Source organism: Streptomyces sp. NPDC030143 (genome assembly GCF_055573695.1).
Genome location: NZ_JBVIAY010000004.1, coordinates 245,400 through 270,942, shown reverse-complemented (window position 1 = coordinate 270,942; position 25,543 = coordinate 245,400). Strand labels below are relative to the sequence as shown.

Annotated in this window: 21 protein-coding genes; 10 read left to right on the top strand and 11 right to left on the bottom strand. The window is 69.2% G+C overall.

The features are described 5' to 3' along the window. Nucleotides 1-186 precede the first annotated feature (186 nt). Together dnaN and dnaA are read right to left on the bottom strand one after the other, a co-directional pair. Complete coding sequence (dnaN, locus tag ACZ4YY_RS09640) at nucleotides 187-1,317, bottom strand: DNA polymerase III subunit beta (protein WP_468286579.1); 1,131 nt, start codon at nucleotides 1,315-1,317, stop codon at nucleotides 187-189. Between the two features lie 1,257 nt (nucleotides 1,318-2,574). Beyond that, nucleotides 2,575-4,536: a chromosomal replication initiator protein DnaA gene (dnaA, locus tag ACZ4YY_RS09635; protein ID WP_468285964.1), complete on the bottom strand. Its 1,962-nt coding sequence runs from the start codon at nucleotides 4,534-4,536 to the stop codon at nucleotides 2,575-2,577. A 397-nt stretch (nucleotides 4,537-4,933) separates the two neighbouring features. On the opposite strand from dnaA, the gene rpmH reads away from it, so the two are divergent. The 9 genes from rpmH (at nucleotide 4,934) to ACZ4YY_RS09590 (ending at nucleotide 11,852) form a co-directional block, all read left to right on the top strand. Further along, the gene (gene rpmH / locus ACZ4YY_RS09630) at nucleotides 4,934-5,071 is read left to right on the top strand and encodes a 50S ribosomal protein L34 (RefSeq protein ID WP_003956500.1); all 138 of its coding nucleotides are present in this window, start codon (nucleotides 4,934-4,936) and stop codon (nucleotides 5,069-5,071) included. 21 nt (nucleotides 5,072-5,092) lie between these two features. After that, nucleotides 5,093-5,464 (top strand): ribonuclease P protein component, encoded by a 372-nt coding sequence (gene rnpA, locus ACZ4YY_RS09625; RefSeq protein ID WP_468285961.1) that lies wholly within the window; start codon nucleotides 5,093-5,095, stop codon nucleotides 5,462-5,464. Next, nucleotides 5,461-5,814: a membrane protein insertion efficiency factor YidD gene (yidD, locus tag ACZ4YY_RS09620; RefSeq protein ID WP_468285958.1), complete on the top strand. Its 354-nt coding sequence runs from the start codon at nucleotides 5,461-5,463 to the stop codon at nucleotides 5,812-5,814. The genes rnpA and yidD overlap by 4 nt, the downstream gene beginning before the upstream one ends. Nucleotides 5,815-5,817: 3 nt before the next feature. Continuing rightward, on the top strand, nucleotides 5,818-7,086 hold the full coding sequence (gene yidC / locus ACZ4YY_RS09615) for a membrane protein insertase YidC (protein WP_468285955.1): 1,269 nt from the start codon (nucleotides 5,818-5,820) through the stop codon (nucleotides 7,084-7,086). Nucleotides 7,087-7,101: 15 nt separating this feature from the next. Continuing rightward, nucleotides 7,102-7,614, top strand: coding sequence for a Jag family protein (locus tag ACZ4YY_RS09610; RefSeq protein WP_468285952.1), 513 nt, complete (start codon nucleotides 7,102-7,104; stop codon nucleotides 7,612-7,614). Between the two features lie 118 nt (nucleotides 7,615-7,732). Next, nucleotides 7,733-8,449: a 16S rRNA (guanine(527)-N(7))-methyltransferase RsmG gene (gene rsmG / locus ACZ4YY_RS09605; RefSeq protein ID WP_468285949.1), complete on the top strand. Its 717-nt coding sequence runs from the start codon at nucleotides 7,733-7,735 to the stop codon at nucleotides 8,447-8,449. A gap of 265 nt (nucleotides 8,450-8,714) precedes the next feature. Beyond that, nucleotides 8,715-9,788 carry a ParA family protein gene (locus ACZ4YY_RS09600; RefSeq protein ID WP_468286576.1) on the top strand — a complete coding sequence of 358 codons (1,074 nt, stop codon included), beginning with the start codon at nucleotides 8,715-8,717 and terminating at the stop codon, nucleotides 9,786-9,788. Continuing rightward, entirely contained in the window at nucleotides 9,785-10,885 is a 1,101-nt protein-coding gene (locus ACZ4YY_RS09595; protein ID WP_468285946.1) for a ParB/RepB/Spo0J family partition protein, read from the top strand. Before ACZ4YY_RS09600 ends, ACZ4YY_RS09595 begins: the two co-directional genes overlap by 4 nt. Nucleotides 10,886-11,234: 349 nt before the next feature. Then, the gene (locus ACZ4YY_RS09590) at nucleotides 11,235-11,852 is read left to right on the top strand and encodes a GNAT family N-acetyltransferase (RefSeq protein ID WP_468285943.1); all 618 of its coding nucleotides are present in this window, start codon (nucleotides 11,235-11,237) and stop codon (nucleotides 11,850-11,852) included. Between the two features lie 67 nt (nucleotides 11,853-11,919). On the opposite strand, the gene trxA is transcribed toward ACZ4YY_RS09590, so the two are convergent. From trxA to ACZ4YY_RS09555, 7 genes are all read right to left on the bottom strand, one after another. After that, complete coding sequence (gene trxA / locus ACZ4YY_RS09585) at nucleotides 11,920-12,249, bottom strand: thioredoxin (protein WP_189931557.1); 330 nt, start codon at nucleotides 12,247-12,249, stop codon at nucleotides 11,920-11,922. Nucleotides 12,250-12,293: 44 nt separating this feature from the next. Beyond that, nucleotides 12,294-13,262 (bottom strand): thioredoxin-disulfide reductase, encoded by a 969-nt coding sequence (gene trxB, locus ACZ4YY_RS09580; protein WP_468285939.1) that lies wholly within the window; start codon nucleotides 13,260-13,262, stop codon nucleotides 12,294-12,296. A 168-nt stretch (nucleotides 13,263-13,430) separates the two neighbouring features. After that, nucleotides 13,431-14,420: an anti-sigma factor family protein gene (locus tag ACZ4YY_RS09575; protein WP_468285937.1), complete on the bottom strand. Its 990-nt coding sequence runs from the start codon at nucleotides 14,418-14,420 to the stop codon at nucleotides 13,431-13,433. Beyond that, on the bottom strand, nucleotides 14,417-15,142 hold the full coding sequence (sigM, locus tag ACZ4YY_RS09570) for an RNA polymerase sigma factor SigM (protein ID WP_468285932.1): 726 nt from the start codon (nucleotides 15,140-15,142) through the stop codon (nucleotides 14,417-14,419). The genes ACZ4YY_RS09575 and sigM overlap by 4 nt, the downstream gene beginning before the upstream one ends. Nucleotides 15,143-15,169: 27 nt before the next feature. Next, entirely contained in the window at nucleotides 15,170-16,885 is a 1,716-nt protein-coding gene (locus ACZ4YY_RS09565; protein WP_468285929.1) for a protein kinase family protein, read from the bottom strand. A gap of 138 nt (nucleotides 16,886-17,023) precedes the next feature. Next, complete coding sequence (murJ, locus tag ACZ4YY_RS09560; protein ID WP_468285926.1) at nucleotides 17,024-19,303, bottom strand: murein biosynthesis integral membrane protein MurJ; 2,280 nt, start codon at nucleotides 19,301-19,303, stop codon at nucleotides 17,024-17,026. Nucleotides 19,304-19,347: 44 nt separating this feature from the next. Further along, on the bottom strand, nucleotides 19,348-21,726 hold the full coding sequence (locus tag ACZ4YY_RS09555; protein WP_468285923.1) for a DUF6049 family protein: 2,379 nt from the start codon (nucleotides 21,724-21,726) through the stop codon (nucleotides 19,348-19,350). Between the two features lie 255 nt (nucleotides 21,727-21,981). Here ACZ4YY_RS09555 and ACZ4YY_RS09550 point away from each other — a divergent pair, with 255 nt between their 5' ends. Continuing rightward, complete coding sequence (locus ACZ4YY_RS09550; RefSeq protein WP_468285920.1) at nucleotides 21,982-23,424, top strand: CCA tRNA nucleotidyltransferase; 1,443 nt, start codon at nucleotides 21,982-21,984, stop codon at nucleotides 23,422-23,424. A 100-nt stretch (nucleotides 23,425-23,524) separates the two neighbouring features. Here ACZ4YY_RS09550 and ACZ4YY_RS09545 read toward each other — a convergent pair whose 3' ends face one another. Continuing rightward, nucleotides 23,525-24,088, bottom strand: coding sequence for an LppU/SCO3897 family protein (locus ACZ4YY_RS09545; RefSeq protein ID WP_468285918.1), 564 nt, complete (start codon nucleotides 24,086-24,088; stop codon nucleotides 23,525-23,527). A 124-nt stretch (nucleotides 24,089-24,212) separates the two neighbouring features. Then, nucleotides 24,213-25,475: an MFS transporter gene (locus ACZ4YY_RS09540; RefSeq protein ID WP_468285915.1), complete on the bottom strand. Its 1,263-nt coding sequence runs from the start codon at nucleotides 25,473-25,475 to the stop codon at nucleotides 24,213-24,215. Nucleotides 25,476-25,543: the final 68 nt, after the last annotated feature.

The following is a 25,543-nucleotide window of genomic DNA, read 5'->3' as shown; positions in this document are numbered from 1 at the left end:
GTTGTTCCTTAGGTCGCTGTGTGGCGTGAGGGGCACCTTCGTACCCGTGTCCGAGCCTAAACCCGGACGCTCACGCACACCTGTGGGCATACGCGCTCATCCGTACGCCCGCAGTGCCGCTCTCACCTGCGCGTTCCCCACAGGCCGGGACATCTTCTCCACGGCCTGTGGACAACGTCCGGCGTCTCAGCCGCTCAGGCGCACCGGCATGATCAGGTACTTGTAGGCCTCGTCCGCCTCGGCGTCCACGGCCGGCTTGCCGCTGAGCAGCGCGGGCTTGGTGGACGTCGTGAAGGACAGCTGGGCCACCGGGGAGTCGATCGCGCTCAGGCCGTCCAGCAGGAAGGTCGGGTTGAAGGCGATGGAGATGTCGTCGCCCTCGAGCTGGGCGTCGACCCTTTCCACAGCCTGTGCGTCGTCGCTGGAGCCGGCCTCCAGGATCAGCACGCCCTGCTCGAAGCTGAGGCGCACCGGGGTGTTGCGCTCCGCGACCAGCGCCACACGCTTGACGGCCTCCACGAAGGGGGCGGTCTCGATCACGGCGACGGAGTTGAACTCCGTCGGGAAGAGCGTGCGGTACTTCGGGAGATCGCCCTCGAGGAGGCGGGTCGTCGTACGGCGGCCGGCGCCCTCGAAGCCGATCAGGCCCTCGCCGGCGCCCGAGCCGGACAGTGCCAGGGTGACGCTGTCGCCGCTGGTCAGCGCCTTGGCGGTGTCCAGGAGGGTCTTGGCGGGCACCAGCGCGACCGCGGAGGCGTCCGGGTTCTCCGGCTTCCACAGGAACTCGCGGACCGCGAAGCGGTAGCGGTCGGTGGAGGCCAGCGTGACGGTGTCGCCCTCGATCTCGATGCGCACACCGGTCAGCACGGGCAGGGTGTCGTCACGGCCGGCGGCGATGGCGACCTGGGCGGCCGCGGAGGCGAAGACCTCGCCCGGGACCGTGCCCGTCGCGTTCGGCATCTGCGGCAGCGACGGGTACTCCTCCACGGGCAGGGTGTGGAGAGTGAAGCGGGAGGAGCCGCAGACCACCGTCGCCCGTACACCGTCTGTGGAAATCTCCACCGGACGGTTGGGGAGCGCGCGGCAGATGTCCGCGAGCAGCCGGCCGGAGACGAGGACCGTGCCCTCCTCCTCGACCTCGGCCTCCACCGACACGCGCGCCGAGACCTCGTAGTCGAAGCTGGAGAGGCTGAGGGCGCCGTCCTCGGCCTTCAGCAGGAGGCCGGCGAGGACAGGCGCCGGCGGACGGGCCGGGAGGCTGCGGGCCGCCCAGGCCACTGCCTCCGCGAGTACGTCGCGTTCCACCCGGATCTTCACTGTTGCCGCCTCCTGCTGTTGCCGGCGCTGCTCGCCCTGCCTGGCTTCGTGGTCTGTCTCGGTGTCGTCGGCCCTCGTGAGGGGAAGGACCACCGGGGACCAGTCTGACGCACCGCACTGACAGTAGGTGCCCGTCGGGGTCAAGTCGTGACGAGGGGCAGCCGGGGACCGAAGAGCGAGTTGTGCACAGGACCCCCTTCGAAACGGATTCCTGGCTCTCTCTAGTCGGGAGTAGTAGTAGGGCCTGTGGAAACCGTGGATAACTGCGTCTTCGCAGCTCAGGACCGGAATTTTGTCCACGGGGCCTGTGGGTGGAGGCGGTGGACAACCGGGGTCGTCTGTGGAGAACGAAAAGTTCTGCACACGCCGTGCACAGGACGGGGCGACTTCTCCCCAGGGCCGTCCCCAGCTTTACCCCCGTTTCCCACAGCCCAACCCGGCACCTTCGTGTGACGCCTTTCACTCGGGCCGGTGAGGAGGCGCGTCGGGTTGCCGAACAGTGGACAGCCATGTGGAGAAGCGGGCGCTCGCTGGGGACAACCGGCCTCAACCTGTGGGTTGCCGGTGGACAACTTCGTGCACAGGGTGTGGACCGACTTGTTGTCCACAGCCTGTGGAGATCCTTCGTCCACGAATCCACAACCTGGTGACCTGGTCCGATCGTCTTTCGACAGCAGCCCCTGTGGATGCCGTCTGGACAACTTTGCAGTCCCCAGCTTGTGGACGCGAGGGGGTCACCAAATCTGTGGAGGGTGGCCGTAACCCGGCGAGTAATCGAACAGGCGGTGTCCGGGACGAGAGCGGGGCGAGGGCGTCTCGGAGGCGTCCAGGGGGCTTCAGTGGGGTTCCAGGGGTGCTTCAGAGGTGCTTCGGGGGGTGTGCGGAGGTGTTCCCGGGGGTGTCGGTGTGCTCAATGGCCGTCCGCGCCGTTCCGAAGCGGGGTCCGCGGCGATTCCAGCACCGTCCGCGGCGATTCCAGCGGTCGTCCGCGCCGATCTCAGCGGTCGTCCGCATCGATCTCAGGGGCCGTCGGCGGCGGCTCCTGGGCCGCTCTTCCGTACTCGCGCGGGTAGTCCTCGGGACCGTCGGAAACCCTCGGGCCACCTTCGACACCCCGGACCCGCCCCTAGTGCCTCAGGACCGTCCCGGACCCCATGGGGTCGCCCCTTCGGCACTCGCGCCGCACTCGCGCTCCCCGAACAGGGAAGGGCGCCCCGGGACCAGGTCCCGAGGCGCCCACCGCGGGCTCGTGACCGGTCAGCCGGCCTTGATGCGGTTGGTCAGCTCGGTGACCTGGTTGTAGATGGAGCGCCGCTCGGCCATCAGGTTGCGGATCTTGCGGTCGGCGTGCATCACCGTCGTGTGGTCGCGGCCGCCGAACAGCGCGCCGATCTTCGGCAGCGACAGATCGGTCAGCTCACGGCACAGGTACATGGCGATCTGCCGTGCCGTGACGAGCGCGCGCCCGCGCGAGGTGCCGCACAGGTCCTCGACCGTGAGGCCGAAGTAGTCGGCGGTCGCGCCCATGATCGCGGTGGAGGTGATCTCGGGGGCCGAGTCCTCGCCACCGGGGATCAGGTCCTTGAGCACGATCTCCGTCAGACCGAGGTCCACCGGCTGCCGGTTCAGCGAGGCGAACGCCGTCACCCGGATCAGCGCGCCCTCCAGCTCGCGGATGTTCCGCGAGATCCGCGACGCGATGAACTCCAGCACCTCCGGCGGCGCGTTGAGCTGCTCCTGCACCGCCTTCTTGCGCAGGATCGCGATGCGCGTCTCCAGCTCGGGCGGCTGGACGTCCGTGATCAGACCCCACTCGAAACGGTTCCTCAGCCGGTCCTCCAGCGTCACCAGCTGCTTCGGCGGCCGGTCGGAGGACAGCACGATCTGCTTGTTCGCGTTGTGGAGCGTGTTGAAGGTGTGGAAGAACTCCTCCTGCGTCGACTCCTTGTCCGCGAGGAACTGGATGTCGTCCACGAGGAGGATGTCCATCTCGCGGTACCGCTTGCGGAAGCTGTCGCCCTTGCCGTCCCGGATGGAGTTGATGAACTCGTTGGTGAACTCCTCCGAGCTCACGTACCGCACCCGCGTGCCCGGGTACAGGCTCCGCGCGTAGTGCCCGATCGCGTGCAGCAGGTGCGTCTTGCCGAGCCCCGACTCCCCGTAGATGAACAGGGGGTTGTACGCCTTCGCCGGCGCCTCCGCCACGGCGACCGCCGCCGCGTGCGCGAAGCGGTTGGACGCGCCGATGACGAACGTGTCGAACAGGTACTTCGGGTTGAGCCGCGCGGTCGGCTCCCCCGGCCCGCCCGCCGGGCCGCCGGACGCCGAGCCCGACGGTCCGGGCGCGCCGACACCGGTCTGACCTGGGCCGACCGGACCACCGCGGTGCGGGTCGCCCCCGCCGCCCGACGGCTCGGGCAGCTCCCGCCGCACGGCGTCGCGCTGGTCGTACTCGGAGCGCTTCTGCTCGTAGGGAGAGGGGTCGTAGGACGGCCGGTCCATCGGCTGCGGGCGGTAGTCCTGGGACGGGGACCTGTAGGCGTCCTGAGCGGGGGGCCCGTAAGGGGAGTCCTGCTGGGGGGGACCGCCGTAGGAGTCCTGCGACGGCGACGCGTAGGGGTCGCGCTCGGGGAAGCCGAGACGCTGCTGCTGCCAGCCGTACTCGTCCTGGGCGGGCCGCGGCCAGGCGCCCGGCTCGGGACGCTGGTACTCGGCGGGATAGGCCGGCCGGGCGGTGGGCAGCTGGTCGGGGCGGGAGCCCTGGTCGTCGGGCTCGCCCGGCTCGCCGCGGTGACGGCCGTAACCCTCGTAGGGACGGTCGTACTGCTGGTCGTAGCCGGAGTCGTACGAGCTGTCGTGCTGGCCGCCGTACTGGCCGCCGTACTGGCCGGTCGGGAGCTCGGTCTCCTCGTAGCGCGGCTTCGCCGGGGCCGGGGGCTCACCCACGGAGTCGTCGACGGTGATCGCGATGCGGATCGGCCGGCCGCACTCGCGGCTCAGGCTCTCGCTGACGATCGGGGCGAGCCGGCCCTCCAGCACGCCCTTCGCGAACTCGTTCGGCACGGCGAGCAGGGCGGTGTCGGCCACCAGAGCCAGCGGCTGGCAGCGGCGGATCCAGCGCTCGTCCTTCGCCTCGACGCCCTGCCCGCGGCCCTCCCCGAGGAGTTGCTCCAGTACGCGTGGCCACACTGCGGCAAGATCGGCAGGTACGTCAGCCACAGGGCACGCTCTCTCACAGGTCCCTCGAAGGTGTGATCGTGGGACGGATCGGGATGTCAGTCGGGTGGGACGGCGGGGAGGAAAAGTGTCGGGGCGGGGGACAAGGGAACGAATCGGAGTCCAGCCACGGTAGTCAGCGCGGCGGGTACGGTTCAAGTTGTTGTCCCCAGGCTGTGGACAGTGTCTCCCGGTGACCCCTGGTTTGACCGGATGGCGCAGCCCCGCGTACCGTAACCAGGTCGAGTTGTCGATGGCTGCTGCCGCCTGCCTCCGATGGGCACAGATCGCGTCAGGTGATCGGGAAGCGGTGCACTCGGGCGTTAACGCGAGCTACTCGTGGGCGCACGGTGACAGCCAGGACGGCACCCCGCCACTACCGAATTTCTGGAGCCCCCGAGTGAGCAAGCGCACCTTCCAGCCGAACAACCGTCGTCGCGCGAAGACCCACGGCTTCCGGCTGCGGATGCGGACCCGTGCCGGCCGCGCGATTCTCGCGTCCCGCCGTAGCAAGGGTCGCGCCCGTCTGTCCGCCTGATCCCGGTCAGGTCATGCCGTCGTGCTGCCCACCGAGAACCGGCTGAGGCGGCGCGAGGACTTCGCGACCGCGGTACGACGAGGCCGTCGGGCCGGACGCCCGACTCTCGTCGTCCACCTTCGAAGCGGTGCCACGGACCCGCACGCGCCTGGGGAGAGCGCTCCCCCGACGCGTGCGGGTTTCGTCGTGAGCAAGGCAGTGGGTGGTGCGGTCGTGCGCAACACGGTGAAGCGCAGACTGCGCCATCTGATGCGCGAGCGAGTCGCCCTCCTTCCCCCCGGTAGCCTGGTAGTCGTACGGGCGCTGCCCGGTGCGGGCGACGCCGACCACGCACAGCTGGCCCAAGACCTGGATGCCGCACTGCAACGGCTGCTGGGAGGGGGCGCGCGATGAAGTACCCGCTGCTGGCCCTGATCAAGCTCTACCAGTGGACGATCAGCCCGCTGCTCGGGCCGGTGTGCAAGTACTACCCCTCGTGCTCCCACTACGGCTACACGGCCATCGACCGGCACGGTGCGATCAAGGGAACGGCCCTGACGGCCTGGCGCATCCTGCGGTGCAATCCGTGGTCACTGGGAGGCGTGGACCATGTCCCGCCGCGCAAGCGTCCGCGGTGGCACGAGATGCTGCGTGACGCATGGCGCGCACGCAGGGGCGGGCCCTCCGCCGCCGAAACGGCCACCGAGGAGAATGCTTCCTCGAGCCCGGCCGCAGAGACCCCGTCCCATGCCCAAGGAGCATGATTAGTGGACACGATTGCCAGCCTCTTCAGTTTCATCACCACACCCGTCTCCTGGGTCATCGTCCAGTTCCACAAGGTGTACGGTGCCCTCTTCGGCCCGGACACGGGGTGGGCCTGGGGCCTGTCCATCGTGTCTCTGGTGATCCTCATCCGGATCTGTCTGATCCCGCTCTTCGTGAAGCAGATCAAGGCGACGCGGGCGATGCAGACGCTGCAGCCCGAGATGAAGAAGATCCAGGAGCGCTACAAGAACGACAAGCAGCGCCAGTCCGAAGAGATGATGAAGCTGTACAAGGAGACGGGCACCAACCCGCTCTCCTCGTGCCTTCCCATCCTGGCGCAGTCCCCGTTCTTCTTCGCGCTGTACCACGTGCTCAACAGCATCGCCAATGGTGAAACCATCGGTGTGATCAACCAGGGTCTGCTGGAGAGCGCGCAGAAGGCGCACATCGTCGGTGCCCCCCTGGCGGCGAAGTTCACCGACAGCGCCTCGGACGTCGCGGCGCTCGAGGCCTCGCTGACCAGCGTCCGCATCGTCACCGCGGTCATGATCGTCCTGATGTCGGCCTCGCAGTTCTTCACCCAGCGCCAGCTGATGACGAAGAACGTCGACACCACGGTGAAGACGCCGTTCATGCAGCAGCAGAAGATGCTCATGTACGTCTTCCCGATCATGTTCGCCGTCTTCGGCATCAACTTCCCCGTCGGTGTCCTCGTCTACTGGCTGACCACCAACGTGTGGACCATGGGCCAGCAGATGTACGTAATCCACAACAACCCGACGCCGGGTTCCAAGGCCCAGGCCGCCTACCTCGAGCGCCTGTACAAGCACGTCACGCACCACGGCAAGACGCGCGGCCGCGGTGAGAGGGCCATCGTCAAGGCCATCGTCACCAAGGGCCGCGACCGCAACGAGTACGAGCGCAAGTTCATCAACGGCCTGACCAAGGCGGGCCTCGTGGCCCAGGCCGACGGCTCCGTGACGAAGGGCGAGTCCCAGGCCGTCGCCGTCGACTCCGAGGACGGCGTGACGACCGCCACGTCGGCCAGGCGGCAGCAGCCCAAGCGCCAGAGCAAGTCCCAGCGCCAGTCCGGAACCGCGAAGGCGGCCGGCGAGACCACGACGACGTCGCTGAGCAAGTCCGACGAGCCCGAGGACGAGCCCGCTGCGAAGAAGGCCGCCCCCAAGTCCGGCCCCAGCGGCCGCAGCAAGGCCCAGTCCGGGCAGCGCAAGGGTGGCCCCCAGCGCCCCAAGTCCCCGTCCAAGAAGTAAGAAGGAGCCCATCCCGTGACGGAAGGCACCACCTCCGCCGCCGCCGAAGGTGCAGACACCCTGACCCGCCTGGAGCAGGAGGGCGAGATCGCGGCGGACTACCTCGAGGGTCTGCTGGACATCGCCGACCTCGACGGCGACATCGACATGGACGTCGAGGCCGACCGTGCCGCTGTGTCGATCATCAGCGACGCGGGCAGCCGCGACCTGCAGAAGCTGGTCGGCCGGGACGGTGAGGTGCTGGAGGCGCTTCAGGAGCTGACGCGGCTGGCCGTGCACCGGGAGACCGGCGACCGCAGCCGGCTGATGCTGGACATCGCGGGCTATCGCGCCAAGAAGCGCACCGAGCTGTCCGAGCTGGGTGCCAAGGCCGCGGCGGACGCGAAGAACAGCGGCGAGCCGGTGAGGATGAAGCCGATGACGCCGTTCGAGCGCAAGGTCGTCCACGACGCGGTCAAGGCGGCCGGCCTGCGCAGCGAGTCCGAGGGCGAGGAGCCGCAGCGCTTCGTCGTCGTACTCCCCGACTGATTCGGTACGGACGTTTCTCCGGCCCCGTCTGTTGCGCAGACGGGGCCGGTCTTTGTCAGCCTGGTAGTTCTGGTGGTCGGCGCTGAAGGCGCTGATGCGGTACGGAAGGACGGTCCCCGTGACGGAGGCAGCGGAGCTTCCCCCTGCGCCCGAGCAGGCACGCGAGGTATTCGGTGATCGCTTCGCTGATGCGGTCCGGTACGCCGAGCTCCTGGCCGAGGCAGGTGTACAGCGCGGGCTCATCGGTCCGCGTGAGGTGCCACGTCTGTGGGAGCGGCATCTGCTGAACTGCGCTGTGCTCTCCGAGGCGGTCCCCGAGGAGGTGACGGTGTGCGACGTCGGTTCTGGTGCCGGTCTGCCCGGTATCCCCCTGGCACTCGTGCGGGAAGACCTCAAGATCACCCTGTTGGAGCCGCTGCTGCGGCGCACGAACTTCCTGACCGAGGTCGTCGAGCTCCTCGGGCTGAACCATGTGACCGTCGTCCGTGGGCGTGCCGAGGAGGTCATGGGCAAGCTGCCGCCGGTCCATGTCGTGACCGCCCGGGCCGTGGCCCCGCTGGACCGTCTGGCCACCTGGGGTATCCCGCTGTTGCGTCCCTACGGCGAGATGCTGGCTCTCAAGGGCGACACCGCGGAGGAGGAGCTGAAGAGCGCGGCGACCGCCCTGAGCAAGCTCGGAGCGGTGAACACGTCGATCCTGCACGTCGGAGAAGGCGTCGTCGACCCGCTCTCCACGGTGGTGAGGGTCGAGGTCGGGGAGAGCCCCGGTGGTGTGCGGTTCGCTGCGAAGCGGGCGAAGGCGGCCCGAACCGGCCGCGCCCGTCGTCGACGCTGATCGGGACTGACTGCTCGCCATAGGCCACACAAGCTGCCAAACCCACGCGAGACGGAGTGTCGCGACAGTTCGGCCGCGGGCGCTGTGCATCGTGTTTCACGTGAAACGTCGCTCACTGCTGCACGGCATCATCAGTCGGACCCGCGCCGCGGCCGAACCCCGCGAACGAAAGCCGCTCGGCTCACTCGACAAGGGGCCGGAGTTGTCCACAGAGGTGGATTTCTCCACAGAACCCCAGGCCTCACTGGTTCGCGACCCCGAAGACATGGCAGGCTCTGTTCATTGCGAGCTTGAAGTCGAGGAGAGTGAATCCTTGCGGTCCGACGCCAACATCGCGGGACCGATGACCGACCCGGTCCCCGGTCCCCGTACCGAGTCGTTGGGGGAGGATGTTTCACGTGAAACACCGCCCCCGATGGACGACACCCCGATCGGTCGAGCGGCCCAACTGGCGGTGGAAGCTCTGGGCCGCGCCGGTGAGGGTCTGCCACGTCCTGAGCAGACCCGCATCATCGTGGTCGCCAACCAGAAGGGTGGTGTGGGCAAGACGACGACGACCGTCAACCTTGCCGCATCCCTGGCCCTGCACGGCAGCCGTGTCCTGGTGATCGACCTCGATCCTCAGGGCAACGCGTCCACCGCCCTGGGAATCGACCACCACGCCGAAGTCCCGTCCATCTATGACGTGTTGGTGGAGAGCCGCCCGCTCTCGGAAGTGGTCCAGCCGGTACCCGACGTCGAAGGCCTCTTCTGCGCCCCCGCCACCATCGATCTCGCCGGTGCAGAGATCGAGCTGGTCTCCCTGGTCGCCCGAGAGAGCCGACTGCAGCGAGCCATCCAGGCCTACGAGCAGCCGCTGGACTACGTCCTCATCGACTGCCCGCCCTCCCTCGGCCTGTTGACCGTCAACGCACTCGTTGCGGGCCAGGAGGTCCTCATCCCGATCCAGTGCGAGTACTACGCGCTGGAGGGCCTGGGCCAACTGCTGCGCAACGTCGACCTGGTCCGGGGGCACCTCAACCCCACCCTGCATGTGTCGACCATCCTGCTCACCATGTACGACGGCCGGACGCGTCTTGCGTCACAGGTCGCGGAGGAGGTGCGCACCCACTTCGGTGACGAGGTGCTGCGGACGAGCATTCCCCGCTCGGTCCGTATCTCCGAGGCGCCGAGCTACGGGCAGACGGTGCTGACCTACGATCCTGGATCGAGCGGCGCCCTCTCCTATCTTGAGGCGGCCCGCGAAATCGCGCTGAAGGGCGTCGAGGTCAGCTATGACCCCACGCACGTCCACATCGGCGCCCAGAACAACCCGAACATCGTGGAGGGGATCCAGTGAGTGAGCGACGGAGGGGGCTGGGCCGTGGTCTTGGGGCACTGATCCCCGCTGCCCCGACGGAGAAGACGCCGGCGACTGCCCCAGTGGGGGGCATGGCCTCCACGTCCCCTGCGGCGGTCCCGGTCCTGACGACCGACCGAGGAGTGGCCGCGGCGAAGGTGGCCACGCTGCCGCCTGTTTCACGTGAAACAGAGGAGCCCACGGGGAGTGGCTCGGTGGAGACGCTCGCACCTCCGGTGGGCGCGCACTTCGCCGAGATCCCCCTCGACGCGATCACGCCGAACCCGCGCCAGCCGCGTGACGTCTTTGACGAGGACGCGCTGCAGGAACTGATCACCTCCATCCAGGAAGTCGGTCTCCTCCAGCCGGTCGTCGTGCGGCAGCTCGGCCCCGGCCGCTACGAGCTGATCATGGGGGAGCGGCGCTGGAGGGCTTGCCGAGAGGCCGGCCTGGAGGCCATCCCGGCGATCGTGCGGGCCACGGAGGACGAGAAGCTCCTCCTGGACGCTCTGCTGGAGAACCTTCACCGGGCTCAGCTGAACCCGCTGGAGGAGGCGGCCGCATACGACCAGCTGTTGAAGGACTTCAACTGCACGCACGACCAGTTGGCGGACCGCATCGGCCGGTCCCGTCCACAGGTCTCCAACACCCTCCGTCTGCTGAAGCTCTCGCCCGCGGTGCAGCGTCGCGTGGCCGCAGGAGTCCTCTCGGCTGGTCATGCGCGGGCACTGCTCTCGGTGGAGGACTCGGAGGAGCAGGACCGGCTGGCCCACAGGATCGTGGCCGAAGGGCTGTCGGTGCGGGCCGTCGAGGAGATCGTGACCCTCATGGGCTCGCGTCCGCAAGCGGCACAGCGTGCCAAGGGGCCGCGTGCCGGTGGCCGGGTCTCCCCGGCCCTGTCCGACCTCGCCACCCGGCTCTCGGACCGGTTCGACACGCGAGTGAAGGTCGACCTGGGTCAGAAGAAGGGCAAGATCACTGTCGAGTTCGCGTCGATGGAGGATCTCGAGCGGATCCTCGACTCGCTCGCTCCCGGCGAGGGGCCCGTTCTCCAGAAGGGGCTCGTCGAGGGCGATGCCACGGAAGCGGACGGCTGACCAGCTCCAGCGGCGAAGGTCCCGGTGACCAGCCCCGGCAGCAAGGGCCCGGGGTGAGTGTGTGAACGGGCCGTGTCCGGTGTGTACCGGACACGGCCCGCTCTTTGCGTTCGGTCGGTGTCGATGGAATCGCATCGTAGATACGATGCATTCGGGTATGGCGCATCCACCGGAGCAGCACCTCTGAGGGGGAGGCGGGGGCCATGCGAACGATGAGCCGGACCGGACTGGTGAGCGCGGGACTGGGACTGGGGGCGGTCGGCGGCTTCGTCGGCAGTCTGCTCAGGGAACGCGGCGCCCTGACAGCCGCTCGCGAGTCCGCGGGCGAAGGAAGCGAGGAACAGCCTTCATGGGGCGTCGGCTCGTACCGCTCACGCTGGACAACCTTCCGGACCTTCCCCAGCGCTGCCGCTCGTGCGTCTTCTGGGAGCTGGACCCCGTCAGCGGCGAAGCCGCGGTAAAGGCCGGCACGGCCGCCACGGAGAAGGAAGCCTGGATCTCCGGGGTCCTGTTGGACTGGGGATCCTGTGGCCGTGTGGTCTATGTCGACGACGTCCCGGTGGGTTTCGTGCTGTACGCGCCGCCCGCGTACGTTCCCCGCTCGACGGCGTTCCCCACGAGTCCGGTGTCCCCCGACGCGGTGCAGTTGATGACGGCGTTCATCATGCCCGGCTACCAGGGGCAGGGACTCGGCCGGGTGATGGTCCAGACAGTGGCCAAGGATCTGCTGCGACGCGGCTTCAAGGCGATCGAGGCTTTCGGTGACGCCCGCTGGAAGGAGCCGGCCTGCCTCCTCCCGGCCGACCATCTGTTGGCGGTGGGCTTCAAGACGGTCCGCACGCATCCCACGCATCCGCGGCTGAGACTGGAGCTGCGCACCACGCTCTCCTGGAAGGAAGACGTGGAGATGGCGCTCGATCGACTGCTGGGGGCGGTCCAGAAAGAGCCGGTGTTGCGACCGCTGTGACCGGACCCGACGACAAACGAAGGGGCCGACCCATCCGGGCCGGCCCTTTCGTGTTTCACGTGAAACGTCACTCGGCGATGAAGTCCTCGAGGTCGCGGACGATCGCGGCCTTCGGCTTGGCGCCGACGATGGTCTTGGCGACCTCGCCGTTCTGGTAGACGTTCAGTGTCGGGATGGACATGACGCCGTACTTGGCGGCCGTACCCGGGTTCTCGTCGATGTTGAGCTTGACGACCTCGATCTTGTCGCCGTACTCGTTGGCGATCGCCTCGAGGGACGGAGCGATCTGGCGGCACGGACCGCACCAGGCGGCCCAGAAGTCCACCAGGACAGGCTTGTCGCTCTTGAGGACGTCCTGCTCGAAGGAGTCGTCGGTCACGTTCTTCAGGTCGGCCACGGCGGGCTCCTTTTGACTGGTGTGGGCGGTGGAGTGGGAGAGGGTCAGACGACGGTCTTCTCGGGCTCGGCCTGCTCCTCGTCCGCGAGAGCGGCGAGGAAACGCTCAGCGTCGAGGGCGGCGGAGCAGCCGGTGCCGGCCGCGGTGATCGCCTGGCGGTAGGTGTGGTCCACCACGTCGCCAGCGGCGAAGACACCGGTCATGTTCGTCCGGGTGGAGGGAGCAGCCACCTTCAGGTAGCCCTCCTCGTCTAGGTCGAGCTGGCCCTTGAAGAGCTCGGTGCGCGGGTCATGGCCGATCGCGATGAACAGGCCGGTCACCGGCAGGTCGGAAAGCTCACCGGTCTTGAGGTTGCGCAGCTTCAGCCCGGCCAGCTTCGGGTCGCCCTGGATCTCGGCGACCTCGCTGTCCCAGACGAACTTGATCTTCGGGTCGGCGAAGGCCCGCTCCTGCATCGCCTTGGAAGCGCGCAGAGTGTCCCGACGGTGCACGATCGTGACCGACTTGGCGAAGCGCGAGAGGAAGGTGGCCTCCTCCATCGCCGTGTCACCGCCGCCGATCACGGCGATGTCCTGGTCCTTGAAGAAGAAGCCGTCACAGGTGGCGCACCACGAGACACCGCGGCCGGAGAGGGCGTCCTCGTTCGGCAGACCGAGCTTGCGGTGCTGTGAGCCGGTGGCCACGATGACGGCCTTGGCGCGGTGCACCGTGCCGGCGGTGTCCGTGACGGTCTTGATCTCACCGCTGAGGTCGACGGAGACGATGTCGTCCGGAACGAGCTCGGCGCCGAACCGCTCGGCCTGACCGCGCATGTTGTCCATGAGCTCGGGGCCCATGATGCCGTCCTGGAAGCCGGGGAAGTTCTCCACCTCGGTCGTGTTCATCAGCGCACCGCCCGCGGTGACGGCACCTTCGAACACCAGCGGCTTCAGTGACGCGCGCGCGGTGTACAGCGCCGCCGTGTAGCCGGCGGGCCCGGAGCCGATGATGATCACGTTACGGACGTCGCTCACGGCTGGATTCCTCGTCTCTGGTCTGCATCGTTCGACCGGTGGGAGCCTCTCTGAACTCTCACCCCACCCAACGGATCCTAAGGGGCGCGCATTCCCGGTGTGGCCGGGCACACGCAGGGAGCGACACCGTACGGGATACCACGCAGGAGGAAGACCACGCCTGGAAGGTCAGCGGCGGGTGTAGGAGTCCTTCAGAAGCACCTCGGCCGTGCCGGCCGACGGCTGCTTCACACAGGTCGCGTCCATGAGGTAGGCGGTGACCCGGGTGGTGTCGGCGGGGTCGGACAGGATGACGAGCAGGGCCTCCCTGCCGTCGTAGGTACCTGTCTCCGTGGCGAGAGCCTCGTCGCTGCGGCCGATGCCTTGCTGGACGCAGGGTGGAACCGTGGGCTGCTGGAGGACCTGTGGGCTCTTGATGCCGGGGTCGCTCTCCGTTCCCAGGGTGTGCGGGGAACGGCCGCCCTGAGCCCTGGTGAGGAGATCGGCGACCTGCTGTTCCAGCCTGTCTTCGGAGAAGGTGTCCGCGGCAGTGGAGGTACCTCCCTCCGCGGAGGTGCCCGGTCCGCCGCCTCCGGTCAGCGACGTCACCAGTACCGAGCCGAGCCCCAGCGCGGCAGCCGCCAATACGGTACCGAGGACGGCGACCCTGCGGCGCCCTCCCCGCTTGCGTTCCTTGCGACCCGGTCCGGTGGTGGCGCCACGCGCCCGCCCGGCGGGACGGTTGGGCGTGGCCGGTGTTTCACGTGAAACATGTGCAGCGCGATCCGTCTCGGAGACGGACGGGGGCAGCGCGTCCGGCTCAGCCGGCGGCGAGCTGGCGGGCGCGGAGCGCTCGGGCTCGGTGCTCTTCGACACAGTGGGTACCGGCGCAGCGCCCTGCGGCTCCGTGTCGTCCGGCGTTGTGACACTCAGCAGGGCCTCGGCGGCGAGCGCCGCGTCGATGCGGTGGGCGACGTCGTCCGGCATGCGGGGCGGACCGGGCAGGGTGCCCAGCAGCCCTCGGATCTCCTCCAGTGACGCGTGGACATCCGCACAGAGCTCGCACCCGGCGAGGTGGCGTCGTACGTCGGCGGTGCGGGACGGGGGCAGCAGACCCTCGGTGAGGTCGGAGATCTCCGCGACGTCCGGGTGCCCGGTCGTGTCCGTCGTCGATGTCACGCTCGCCCACCTCCGCCCTTCACAGCAGCTGAATCGCCGGTACCGGCGCTGTCCGGGCCCTCACCCTGAGGTCCCGCTGCGGGTGGGACGGATGTCCCCTGCGTCCGGTTCCGTCCCGGCCCCCCTTCTCTCGGCTCATCGGGGCCGTCCGGCCGTAGATGAGTGAGCAGCGGAAGGAGTCTGGCTCTTCCCCGCGAACACCGGCTCTTCACCGTCCCCGTCGGGACGTCGAGCACGCGGGCAGCCTCGGCGACGGGATAGCCCTGCATGTCGACCAGCACCAGTGCAGCGCGCTGATCGGCCGGGAGCGTGCCGAGTGCCTCGAGGAGCTGGCGGTGCAGGTCGTTGCGCTCGGCCGGAGCCGCGGCCGACTCGTGCGGCTCCAGCAGTTGTTCCAGACGCTCGGTGTCGTCGACGGGCGAGGTCTTGCGGGAGGCTGCCTTGCGAGCCCGGTCCAGACAGGCGTTCACCGTGATGCGGTGCAGCCAGGTGGTGACGGCGGACTGGCCGCGGAAGGTGTGAGCGGCCCGGTAGGCGGAGACCAGGGCGTCCTGGACCGCGTCAGCGGCCTCCTCGCGATCCCCCAGGGTCCGCAGCGCCACCGCCCACAGTCGGTCGCGGTGGCGGCGGACGATTTCACCGAAGGCGTCGGGTTCGCCCTCCACATGGCGGGCGAGGAGGTCCTGATCGCTCACCCCGTCGTATCCGGCGCCCTCCGCCATCGGACCTCCTCCCCCTCCGGTGAGATGTCAGCCCGTGAACTTCACGTCGGTGACGGCCTGCTTGAAACCGGCGTTGCTGTACTCGTCCAGTCCCGAGTAGGGCACGGCGGTGATCCACAGGAGAACGTACCGCGTCTTCACCGGCGTCTTGGCGGAGATCTTCAGTCCCGTGCCGGAGGTCTGCGCTTCGGCGATCTTCTTCATGGAACCGAGCGACGCCGACGAGGACAGCGAGTCGGTCGCGTAGAGAGCCGCGGTCGTGTGGTTACCGATGTAACGCAGCCCTATCGAAGCGGCCGCCAGGCTCTGTTCGGAACCGAGGTCGTAGACGATGCCCACGCCCTTCTTGAACGGGGCGAGGACGGGGCCGTCGGTGTACGAGTACGTCCGCCAGTACGTGGAGCTGTCGCCGTCGTAGGTGAGCTTCACGTCTCCCGCGTGCTGCGGCTTGCCGTCCGGGTAGTACTCGACTGAGTCGTGGATGGGCAGGTTCTTGACGGGCTTGGGCGCCGTGCTGTTCTTGTCGCCCTCGTCCGTGGTCTGCGTCTGGTTGTTGTCGTCGGACTTGCCCCGGTCCATCAGGGCGTCCGCGAGCTGCCAGCTGCCGAGCCCCAGCGCCGCGATGAGCAGCGCCGAGACCGCCCACTTCAGGGCCTTGCCGGTGCGGCTCTGCAGCGGGGGCGGCGGGGCCACCACCGGTTGGGTGACGCCCGGGTGCGGTGCGGTGCGGCCGTACGTGCCCTGCTGGTAGGTGGTGCGCTGGTACTCGGGGGGTGCCGTGAACGTGGGCTCCGGCGGGCGGATGCGGGGCATCTCGCCGACCGCCTTCACCAGTTCCTCCGGCGTGGTGCAGGCGGCCTCGTGCCGGGACGCGGTCGCGCCGTCGTTGACGAGGGCGCGCATGCACAGCTCCGACAGACCCCGGTGGATGCCGGCTCGGACCTGGTCGGGGGCGATCAGCCCGATGTCCTTGGGCAGCCCCGACAGGCCGTAGGCATCGTTCTCGTACGGCCAGCGCTGGGTGAGCGCCGCGTACAGCAGGGCGCCGATCGCTTCGGTGTCGGTGCGCTGAGGGGTGTCGGAGGAGACGCCGCGCAGCGCGGCGTTCACGGCGAGACCTCGGATGCGCCACTGGCCCGTGGAGGTGCGCAGCACCGCGTTGGGATTGAGCCGCAGATGGGCCAGGCCCTCGCGGTGCGCGGCGGCCATGGCGGAGGCGATCTGGCTGACCATCTGGTAGGCGTCGTGCGGCTCCAGCGGCCCCGACGCGAGGAGGGTGGTCAGTTCGGTGGCGTCGGGCAGCCACTCATGGACGACGTAGACGAGATCGTTCTCCTCGACGGCGTCCAGCACCTGGACGAAGCGGGGATCGCCCAGCAGCGCGGAGGAACGCGCCGCGGCCAGCACGGAACGGGCCCGGGCATGGTCCGCCGGCAGGACGTGGACGCCGACGGCGCGGCGCAGTTTCTCGTCGACCGCACGCCAGCTGCTGAAACCGTCCAGACGGGTGACGCAGTCCTCGAGGCGGTAGCGTCTGGCGAGCTTGTGCCCGCTGTGCAGCTCCGGCGCCGAGGCCTTCCCGGGACGCTCCGTCCCGCCACTCCCCTGTGCCTCGTCCCTGTCCGTGTCCCGCTCCCGGTTCTTGGCCACCCCGTCGGCCGTGGACTGGTCCGCCTGCGCGGTCAGCGGCTCGTCACCGCTGTTGTCTGCCACGTCGACGGCAGCCGTACTCCGTTCTGCCACCGTCGTTCCTGCCTCCCCATTCATTGCGCGCCGTCCGACCTCGTGCGCGCCGTCCGACGCCGAACCCAATTGTGCCCACAGTCCGACGCTATGCACGACACGCGGCGGCGGACGATGGTTGTGCGCCTACCCCCCGACTCAGCGACCCAGGCGTCCGCGGACCATGCCGACGAGCGAGTTGAGCTCCTCGATGCGCATGCGGCGGGCGGCGACGAAGAAGATGCCGAACAGCACGGCTCCGCCGGCCAGCAGCGCGGCGAGGGAACCCAGGGCGCCCTGGCCCAGGGTGCGGCCGATGCCGTAGCAGGCCGCGCCGCTGAGGGCGGCGGCCGGTACGGAGGCGATGCACAGACGTGCGTACGTGCGCAGGACCCGAGAGCCGTCGAGATCGCCGCCGAGCCGCTTGCGCAGCCGGTTCCAGGCGACGCCGACGCCGATCGCGTAGGCCAGCCCGTACGAGGCGGCCATGCCGACCACCGCCCAGCGCGGGTCCAGAACGAAGAAGCAGACCGCCGAGGCGCCGGCGTTGACGGCGGCCACGATGACCGTGTTGTAGAAGGGGGTGCGGGTGTCTTCGTAGGCGTAGAAGGCGCGCAGAACGACGTACTGCACGGAGTAGGGGATCAGGCCGAGGCCGAAGGCCATCAGCATGAAGCCCATGTTCGTGGCCTCGCTGGTGCCGGAGGAGCCGAAGATCAGGGTGCACATCGGGATGCCGAGCGCGAGGAACCCGAAGGCGATCGGCACGATCGCGACGGCCGTGGTGCGCAGGCCCTGGGAGATGTCGTCGCGGACGGCGCCGCCGTCACCCTCGGCCGCCGAGCGGGACAGGCGCGGCAGCAGGGCGGCCATCAGGGAGACGGTGATGATCGCCTGGGGCAGGCCCCAGATCAGCTGGGCGTTGGCGTAGGCGGCGAAGCCGGTGCCGTCGACGGGCGAGTCCTTGCCGGCCGCCGTGGACAGCTGGGAGACGACGATCGCGCCGGCCTGGTTGGCGAGGACGAAGAGGAAGGTCCACTTGGCGAGCGTCACGGCCTTGCCGAGGCCATGGCCCTTCCAGTCGAAGCGCAGCCGCATTCGGAAGCCGGTCTCGCGCAGGTACGGGATCATCGCCAGGGCCTGGACGACCAGGCCGAGCAGGACGCCGACGCCGAGGAGCCGCTGGCCCTCCGGAGGAATGGTCGTGACCTGCATGCCGGAGTCGGCGGCGGTGCCGTAGACCCAGATGAACATGCCCAGCGTCACGATGATGACGACGTTGTTCAGGACCGGCGTCCACATCATCGCGCCGAACCTGCCTCGCGCGTTGAGGATCTGCCCCATCACGACGTGGATGCCCATGAAGAAGATGGACGGCAGGAAGTAGCGGACGAAGGTGATGCCGACCTCGTTGGCGGCCGGGTCGCCGGCGACCGGGGCGGACAGCAGGCGGATCAGGACGGGCGCCGCGGCGACCGACGCGATCGTGAGCAGGCCGAGCGCCACGATGACCAGGGTCAGCAGACGGTTGGCGAACGCCTCGCCACCGTCCTCGTCCTCCTTCATGGCCCGCACGAGCTGCGGCACGAAGACCGAGTTGAGGCCGCCGCCGACGGTGAGGATGTAGATCATCGTAGGCAGCTGGTAGGCGACCTGGAAGGTGTCACCGAGGAGGCCGACGCCGAGCGCGGAGACGATCAGCGCGGAGCGGACGAAGCCGGTGAGACGCGAGACCATCGTGCCCGCCGCCATCACGGCGCTGGACTTCAGCAGACCGGCGGCGCGGCCGCCCTTCTTCGGGGCCGCGGCCGGGGCGGGTGCCGGTTCCGGCGCCGCTTCCGCGATCGGCCGGGCGCCGAGGTCCATGGTCTGGTCCGACGGAGGCGCCGCCTGGTACTGCGGTGCCGGTGCCTGGCCGCCGGTGGCCGCCGCCGGGTTCGGCACCGCCGGGGACTCCATCGGAGTGCGCGCGCCGTTCTGCTGCTGGTCACGGAAGAGGTGGGCGAACGCGTCGGGCTCGTGCCGTTCCTCGCTGGAGTGCGTCACCAGGTCGTCCACACCCACGAACTGAGTCCTGCGGGGATCGTCGCCGTACGGCAGGTACTGGGTGGGCCCCTCCGGCTCGGGCGCCGGGGGCTGGGCCCACACCCGCGGGTCGGGCGCGTACGGGGACTGCTGGGGCCGGTCGTACAGCGGCTGCTGCGGCTCGTACGTCCCGGGCGGCGGCGGGGGGTGCGCGGCGCGGTCGTAGAGCGCCTCGGCGACCGGATCCTGGGCGGTGAGGTCCTGGGACCGGTAGGGGTCCTGGTCGTAGGCGTCCTGGAGGTACATGTCCGCCGGGTGCTGCGGCGGTACCTGGCCGTGCTCGGGCGGCGGGCCCTCGGGGTGGCCCGAGCTGCCCGCGGCCTGGCCGCGGTCACCGTCGTACGGCGCGTTCATGGTTACCCCACCTCATCGTCCCGGGCCCACCGGCCACGACATCCTCAACGGTCCACTCTCTCACCCGTCCCCGAAGGGTCGGTGCTTTCCGCTGCGGTGTCCGGTGCGTCACTCGGCTGCTGCGGGTCGTCTGCCCCCGACCGGACCCCGGACTCTTCGGGGGCCGGTACCTCGGCGGGCTGGGGGGTGCCGGTCTCCTCGGAGGGCACGTACGCCTCGTCGCGGGCGTCCTCCTCGGCCTCCCGGGCCGCGGCGCGCTTGCGCTGGGTGTACATGCGGAAGCCGGCCAACACGAGCAGCAGGACGCCGCCGCCGATGACGAGCATCACGGTGGGCGTGATCTCGGTGACCTTCACGTCGAAGGAGACCTGTGAACCGTACTCCCGGCCGTCCTCGGTGAACAGTTGGGCGACCAGTGTGGTCTGGCCGTTCACGTTGGCCGACGTGTTGAACTTCACCGTCGTGCTGTGTCCGCCGGAGACCGCGATGCGCTGCTCGGAGTAGCCCTTGCCGCCGAACTCCAGACGGGTCGGGTTGGTCGACGTGAGCCGCAGAACGAGGTGGTCGACACCCTGCACCAGGTTGTTCTGCACGGTCACGGGAATCGTGGCGCTGCGCCCGGAGAGCTTGGTGTCCGACTTCTGGATCAGCTTGACCTGGGCGGCGAGGGTGGCGAGGTAGTCCTGCACCCCCTGGCGGAAGCTGCGTGCCTCCGTGGCCCGGCCCCGCCATGACGTGGACATCTCCCGGTTCATGGCTCGCCCGAACGGGGTCACCACCCGGGACTCGTCGGTCAGGATCACCTTGAAGTTGTCGAGCCGGTCCTGCGTGGCCGCCATCTGCTGGAAGGCCGACCGCGGCAGCTGCTGCTTGCGCAGTTCCGACGGATACGCCGACAGCGCCGGCACCTTCGTGGCGGCTGCGGGGTCGGGCTTGGCCGCGGCGGCCGCCGAGAGCTGCTGGGACTGCGACCACGTGGAGTTCTGGAGGGCGGCGACCGCCTCCGCCATCACCTGCGCCTGGCCCGCGGTGGGCATGCGCTGCGGGGCGACGACGATGCTGCGCTGCTTGTCCGTCTGCTGCGTCACGGCCAGGCTCTGCGCGAGGAACTCCTGCACGGCGAGCGTGGCCGTGGAGGCGTTCGTCAGATCCCCCTGGAACGCGGTCGACAGCAGTGCGTCCGCGACGACCGCCGTCGTACCGCCCCCGATGGGCCGGGCGGCGGACGGGGTGTACGACAGGCTGCCGGACTCCTCCAGGCTGTCGCTGCGCGCGATCACCTTGTCGGCGCCGGCGGAGGTGGCGACCTTGACGACCGACGGGTCGACGGCGCCCTCCACGGGCCAGGCGAAGTCGGTGTTCGGGGTCACGTGGAGGACCGTCTCCACTGTGGTGGCGGCGACGTCGGTGGCCGCCTTGAACTGACTGAGCGAGCCGCTGACGCCGGTGCCGTTGTGGGCGAGCGAAGCCAGGTCGGGGTCGCCGAAGGGCAGGGCGACGACCTCCTTGCCCTGGACCGCTTCCTGGAGCTCGGCGAGCCACTGCTTGGCGACCGCCTGATGGGTGCCGGCCGTGGTCTCGCTTCCGTTGCGGATGTCGTAACGGCTGGCCATGGCATCAACGGACGACAACAGGTCCGGGTCGATCACCCAGGTGACGTCGAGACTCCGGCCCAGGCTCAGGAGCTGGTCCAGACGACCGCCGGGGGAGATCTCCCGGGCGAGTTCGTCGTTGAGGAAGACCGGTGTCTGCTGTTCGTTGGAGCCGGTCTCCGCGGTCATGTGGACGGAGGAGATCAGAGGCCACAGCACGGTCGTCCGGGTCTTGCTGCCCGCCTCCTCCGGCTGCCACGGCAGGAACGTGCGCTGAATGCCCAGCATCCGTTCCCAAGGCTTCGCGGACGTCTCGCCCGAGAGGGAGACCCCGAGGGGGTAGACCCCCTCGTTCTTCAGGTCGAGCTCGTCGACCGGCACGGAGATGCTGAACTGCTGGGACACGCCCGGTGTGAGCTCGGCGAACTTGGCGACGTACTTCCCGCCCACGGCGCTCCCGACGGGGCCCGACAGGTCGTCGGCCCGCCGGGTGGCGCGGTCGATCGAGGAGCGGGTGGGCAGCGCGGCGCCCACCCGCAGGTCGACCTGCGCCTCGGTGACCGCCTGCTTGCCGTTGTTGGTCACCGTGCCGGACACGGTCAGCGTGTCCCCCTCGGTGGGGGCGCTGGGAGTGAGGGTGTCCACGGAGACGGCCACCGTGCCGGCGTTCGAGGCGTCCTGGACCGAGGCCGCCTCTCCGGCCTGCGCCGAGGAGGCGGGCAGCTGGAGCAGGCCGGCCAGCAGAGGCGCCCCCGCGAGCAGTGCTCCGGTGCGCCGCAGCCACCGGCGGGCAGGTGAGGGAGTCGTCCTCGGGAGTGCCGCCTCGGCCACGCGTTCGTCCGTCCCTCGTCGTCGTCAGTGGTCGTCGGAATGTGCGTCCACGCATGGTAACGATGCGCGCTGAGGGTAAGTGCCGCGGAGTGCTCCACAAGATCGGAAACGATCGGCGGGAGTCCTCTATGTGTGTGTATGAAGAGGAGAACCCGAGTAGGTCGCGAACGCTGGTTTTGCGCGGCTGTCCGGGGAGGTGCCCTGCCCCTTAATGGGGGCGCCCGTCGCCCTGCGGGCCACGTACCCTCTTCTGTTGTGCCGAACGCCAACGAAGACAACCTCAGTGCCCTGAGCCAGGTGCAGAACCGCGCGGTGAGTGAACTGCTGCGGGTCGCTCCGGTCGCCGACGACCTCGCCCGCCGTTTTCAGGCGGCCGGGTTCTCCCTCGCCCTGGTCGGCGGCTCGGTCCGGGACGCGCTCCTCGGCCGGCTCGGCAACGACCTGGACTTCACCACCGATGCCCGCCCCGAGGACGTACTGAAGATCGTTCGGCCGTGGGCGGACGCCGTGTGGGAGGTCGGGATCGCCTTCGGAACGGTCGGGGCGCAGAAGGACGGCTTCCAGATCGAGGTCACCACCTACCGGTCCGAGGCCTACGACCGGACCTCCCGCAAGCCGGAGGTGTCGTACGGCGACTCGATCGAGCAGGACCTCGTCCGCCGGGACTTCACGGTGAACGCGATGGCGGTGGCCCTTCCGGAGAAGGAGTTCATCGACCCGCACGGCGGTCTCGGGGATCTCGCGGCACGTGTGCTGCGCACCCCGGGTACCCCTGAGGAGTCGTTCTCCGACGACCCGCTGCGGATGATGCGTGCAGCCCGCTTCGCCGCCCAGCTCGACTTCGAGGTCGCCCCCGAGGTCATCGCGGCGATGAAGGACATGTCCGGCCGCATCGAGATCGTCTCGGCCGAGCGGGTCCGGGACGAGCTGAACAAGCTGGTCCTGTCCGGGCACCCACGCAAGGGCCTGACACTCCTCGTCGACACCGGTCTCGCCGACCGTGTGCTGCCCGAGCTGCCGGCGCTGCGCCTGGAGAGCGATGAGCATCACCGGCACAAGGACGTCTACGAGCACACTCTGATCGTCCTGGAGCAGGCGATCGAGCTGGAGGAGAACGGTCCCGACCTCACCCTCCGTCTGGCCGCGCTGCTGCACGACATCGGCAAGCCCCGTACGCGTCGCTTCGAGAAGGACGGCCGGGTCTCGTTCCACCACCACGAGGTGGTCGGGGCGAAGATGACGAAGAAGCGCATGACCGCGTTGAAGTACTCCAACGACCTGGTGAAGGACGTCTCCCGTCTGGTCGAGCTTCACCTGCGCTTCCACGGGTACGGCACCGGCGAGTGGACGGACTCCGCCGTCCGTCGCTATGTGCGGGACGGGGGGCCGCTTCTCGAGCGGCTCCACAAGCTGACCCGCTCCGACTGCACGACGCGGAACAAGCGCAAGGCAGCCGCGCTCTCGCGTGCGTACGACGGGCTGGAGGAGCGGATCACCCAGCTGAAGGAGCAGGAGGAGCTGGACGCGATCCGTCCCGACCTCGACGGCAACCAGATCATGGAAATCCTGGGTGTCGCTCCCGGCCCGGCCGTCGGCCAGGCGTACAAGCACCTGCTGGAGCTGCGGCTCGAGAACGGGCCGATGGGGTACGACGCGGCTGTGGCCGCGCTGGAGGAGTGGTGGGCCGAGCAGAGCTGATCCTGTGAAACGGGGTCGTGTTTCACGTGAAACACGACCCCGTCCAGATACGCCGAGGGGCGATGTTTCACGTGAAACATCGCCCCTCGGCGTATCTGCCTTACTTCTTCGCGTAGTCCTTCAGGCAGAGCAGGAAGTTGGTGCCGTCGCCGGTCTCGGTGTACGAGTACTGGAAGTCCTTGGCCTTCTCCTCGCACTTGCTGTCGGCCGTGAGAGCGGAGTACGTGCCCTCGACCTTGGCGAGCACGACGTACTGGGCGTCGGCCGAGGTGCAGTCGACGACCTCGAGGTCGGGGTTGCTGTCGTCGCTGTTGCCGCGGTGCATGCAGTCGCCGACCGCCGCGGTGTTGGCGTCGTCCCGGCTGGCTATGAAACCGCCGATGGCCACACCGAGGACGGCGAGGACGATGACGACGTTCTTGATCACCTTGAAGCTGACCTTGCGCTGCGGCGGCGGCGGGGGGACCGCGCCGAAGGGAGCGACACCGGGCTGGGGGTAGCCGGGCTGGCCGGGCTGCTGCGGGTAGCCGCCCTGCTGCGGGTAGCCGCCCTGGGGCGGGTAGCCGCCCTGGGGCGGGTACGGGGCCTGGCCCTGCGGCTGGCCGTAGGGCTGCTGGCCCTGCTGCGCGAACGGGTTCTGGCCCTGGGGCGGCGGAGTCGTCACTTGGGGTCCCCCTGAGAACATAGGCGTGTGACGCGAAAAGGACGCGAGATAAGACGCAGGTAAGTTACCGGGCCCCACTGACAGTCCCGTACCCGAGGGGGAGTCTGTGTCATTGATGTGACACTTACTGGCGTTGAAATCGGGCCATAGCAGCAGCAACTGCTCCGTAGATAACGGCGATTGTGACCACCAAGGCCACTGAACGCCCGTCAGGTGGCAGCATCAGTGCGGCCACTGCGGCGGCGCTGACGAAGGCGACGTTGAACAGCACGTCGTAGAGAGAAAAGATCCGGCCGCGGAAACCGTCCTCCACGGAGGACTGGACGATGGTGTCGGTGGCGATCTTCGCGCCCTGTGTGACGAGCCCCAGGAAGAACGCGGCGACCAGGGCCGAGGCCTGAGCGAACGACAGCACCAGGGTGAGCTCCAGGACGGACCCCGCGGCCGCGCAGACGAGCATCCAGCGGGCCGGTCCAAGGCGTCCCACCGCGTACGGCGTCACCACGGCCGCCACGAAGAACCCGATGCCGGAGATGCCCACGGCCAGTCCCAGCAGCGCCAGGCCCTCGTCCGTCGTCGAGGACCAGGCGTACCGGCAGAGCATCAGCACCATGACGGTCAGGGCGCCGTAGCAGAACCGCATCAGCGTGATGGCCCCGAGCGCCCGGGCGGCCTGTCTGCGCCGGGGCTCCCTCAGATGGCGCACGCCGGCCACCAGGCCGCGGGCGGTGCCCCGCAGCGAGCTCGCAAGCCGGGGCGGTTTCCCCTCGCGGTCGGGGCCGAGCAGGTCCACCGCCATCCGCAGGGACATCAGCGCGGCGCACAGGTACAGCGCCGAGCCCAGCAGCACCACCGCGGCATCGGAGTCCGACGCCACCAGCCGGACGACGAAGGCGAGGCCTCCGCCCGCCGTCGCGGCAAGCGTCCCGGCGGTCGGTGAGAGGGAGTTGGCGATCACCAGGCGCTCGGCGTCGACCACGCGCGGCAACGCGGCGGACAGCCCGGCCAGGACGAAGCGGTTGACGGCGGTGACGCACAGCGCGGAGACGTAGAAGAGCCAGTCGGGGACGTCACTGACCATCAGCACGGCAGTGGCGCCCGCCAGCAGAGCGCGCAGCAGGTTGCCGTAGAGGAAGACCTGGCGGCGGCGCCAGCGGTCCAGCAGGACACCGGCGAAGGGGCCGACCAGGGAGTAGGGCAACAGCAGGACCGCCATCGCGGAGGCGATCGCGGTGGCCGAGGTCTGCTTCTCCGGCGAGAAGACGACGTACGTGGCGAGCGCTACCTGGTAGACGCCGTCGGCGCATTGCGAGAGCAGTCGTACGGCGAGCAGCCGCCGGAAGTCACGCAGGCGCAGCAGAACGCGTAGATCACGGACGACGGCCATGGGGCACAGCCTCACATACGGAGAGGTCCCCGGGTCGGGCGACCCGGGGACCGTCTACGGCCCTGGCA

Coding starts and splice junctions, on each gene's coding strand:
- yidD (WP_468285958.1), top strand. CDS start 5,461: ATGAAGTACCCGCTGCTGGCCCTGATCAAGCTCTACCAGTGGACGATC.
- ACZ4YY_RS09600 (WP_468286576.1), top strand. CDS start 8,715: ATGGCAGGCTCTGTTCATTGCGAGCTTGAAGTCGAGGAGAGTGAATCC.
- ACZ4YY_RS09590 (WP_468285943.1), top strand. CDS start 11,235: ATGGGGCGTCGGCTCGTACCGCTCACGCTGGACAACCTTCCGGACCTT.
- sigM (WP_468285932.1), bottom strand. CDS start 15,142: ATGGCGGAGGGCGCCGGATACGACGGGGTGAGCGATCAGGACCTCCTC.
- murJ (WP_468285926.1), bottom strand. CDS start 19,303: ATGAACGCGCCGTACGACGGTGACCGCGGCCAGGCCGCGGGCAGCTCG.
- ACZ4YY_RS09540 (WP_468285915.1), bottom strand. CDS start 25,475: ATGGCCGTCGTCCGTGATCTACGCGTTCTGCTGCGCCTGCGTGACTTC.